Consider the following 2,077-nt stretch of genomic DNA (forward strand, 5'->3'; position numbering starts at 1 on the left):
GCTGGCGAAGCTTTTTCTCCAGTCTGTTTTGTTATGCCCTTTTTCAGTCGCGCAAATTTTGCGGGACTTTTTTCATTTCAGCTATTGACTTTTGTTTGCAGGACTCCTGTTATCAGAGATCGCCGCCGGAGCGTGGTCTCCCAACGCGCCCTCCGGCGGTCTTATTTTCCTATGATACCAGCAGTTGTCCGGCTTTTCAACCGGGCCGGGCGGTTTTCCGCCCTTCACCGGACGTCGGTATCAGAAGAATTCCCTAGCGTGATAGACCGGGGGCGTTCTCGCGGCGCTGCGGATGACGGGGATGCCGCTGCCGGTGTGATCCGCGTCCACCGGGGCCGTCTTATCCGGCAGACCGGCACCACGGTGCCCGGCTGCGTCAAGGCGGCCCCGTCCGACGTGTCCGTCACCATTCGGGAGGTCTCCGCCGCCAATTGGAAAGCCGACGTCTATGACCGGGTGCCAGCGGACACGGACAGCCTCTGCTGAAAGCCGAAGCCCATGTAACGCGGACAGAGCGCTTCACAAGCCAAAACCGCCATCCAATGGTTTTCTTTCTGCAAACAAGAGACGCCGCCGGATCTTCCCGGCGGCGTCTGCCGCGTCATGGTCACAAACGATCTCCATCATCTGATCCGCAGCTGCCAGAAGGCCACCGCGCTGGCCGCTGCCACGTTCAGGGAATCCACGTCGTGTGACATGGGGATGCGGACGGTGTAATCGCACCCGGCGATGGTTGAGCGGGCCAGGCCGTCCCCCTCCGTGCCCAGCACGATGGCCAGCTTCTCCTCCCCCATCAGCCGGGGGTCGTCGACGGAGACGGAGTCGTCGCTGAGGGCCATGGCAGCGGTGCGGAACCCCAGCTGCCGCAGCCGCCGGAGGCCCGGCCCCGGCCAGTCCGCGGGCACGCTGCCGATGCGGGTCCAGGGGATCTGAAAGACGGTGCCCATGCTGACCCGCGCCGCCCGCCGGTACAGCGGGTCACAGCAGGTGGGCGTCACCAGCACGGCGTCCATGTTCAGCGCGGCGGCGGAACGGAAAATGGCCCCCACGTTGGTGGGGTCCACCACGCCCTCCAGTACGGCCACCCGCCGGGCGTTGGCGCACAGCGTCTCCACCTCCGGCAGTTCCCGGCGCCGCATGGCGCACAGCACGCCCCGGGTCAGGGCATAGCCGGTCAGCTGCGCCAGCAGGCCGCTGTCCCCGGTGTAGACGGGGATGTCCCCGCAGCGGGCGATGATGTCCCTCCCCTGTCCGTTGATGTGCTTCCGTTCCATCAGCAGGGAGGCGGGCTCGTATCCGGCGTCCAGCGCCCGGCCGATGACCTTGGGGCTCTCGGCGATGAACACGCCGCTGGACGGCTCCCGGCGGCAGCGCAGCTGCGCCTCCGTCAGACGGGCGAAGGCATCCAGCTCCGGCGCGGCAAGCTCGGTGATCTCAATGATGTTGGGCATAGGCGGCTCCCCTCCCCTTTCGGGATTTTGTGTTTCTGTCTCTGATGGTAGCCAACAAACGGGAAAATGTCAAATCCATATTTAGTGCCTACTGAACGGGTATCCAAAGGCTGAAACCCGTTGAAAACACTACAAAAATGGCGGGATATGTGGTACAATAACTGCAAGCAGAATGGTAAAACATTGAGAGAAAAGCTTGCGGGTGATGGATATATATCGGCACGAAGATTATGATCAGTTGAAGCTGGAAATGCCCTTCGGGGTCACATTGCGGGAGGACAACCGCTGGGTTGTTCTCAGCAAGAAGTTTCCTTGGGAGGAAATCGACCGGGAATACATGCGGCACTTCAAAAGCAATGAAGGACAAGTGGCAATCCCGTCCCGGCTGGCATTTGGCGCGCTGTACATCCAAACCGTGGAAGGTTACACAGATGAACAGACCAGACGAAATATCCAGGAGAACCCGTATCTGCAGTACTTCTGCGGATTTGAGTGCTACACCATGGACTCGCCCTTTGGAAATGTCAAGAAATGTGCAGTCGGAAGACACCCAAAATCTGAAATGCTGACAATATGCGCGTGCTAAGCGGCGCTCTGCCGGTGGTTGGCCGCCCACTCCCGGTAGC

Annotated in this window: 3 protein-coding genes; 2 read left to right on the forward strand and 1 reads right to left on the reverse strand. The window is 61.0% G+C overall.

All coding sequences use genetic code 11. From position 1 onward, the window contains the following. The first annotated feature begins 315 nt into the window (after positions 1–315). Positions 316–486, forward strand: coding sequence for a hypothetical protein (locus ACTNBU_RS12490; RefSeq protein ID WP_441034416.1), 171 nt, complete (start codon positions 316–318; stop codon positions 484–486). Positions 487–623: 137 nt separating this feature from the next. Here ACTNBU_RS12490 and ACTNBU_RS12495 read toward each other — a convergent pair whose 3' ends face one another. Next, entirely contained in the window at positions 624–1,451 is an 828-nt protein-coding gene (locus tag ACTNBU_RS12495) for a TrmH family RNA methyltransferase (protein WP_441034418.1), read from the reverse strand. A gap of 238 nt (positions 1,452–1,689) precedes the next feature. Between ACTNBU_RS12495 and ACTNBU_RS12500 the strand changes: the two genes are divergently transcribed. Next, positions 1,690–2,037, forward strand: a complete 348-nt coding sequence (locus ACTNBU_RS12500; protein ID WP_441034420.1) for a transposase — start codon at positions 1,690–1,692, stop codon at positions 2,035–2,037. The last annotated feature ends 40 nt before the right edge of the window (positions 2,038–2,077 follow it).

The organism is Dysosmobacter sp. HCP28S3_G4 (genome assembly GCF_052065175.1).
Lineage (GTDB): Bacteria > Bacillota > Clostridia > Oscillospirales > Oscillospiraceae > Oscillibacter.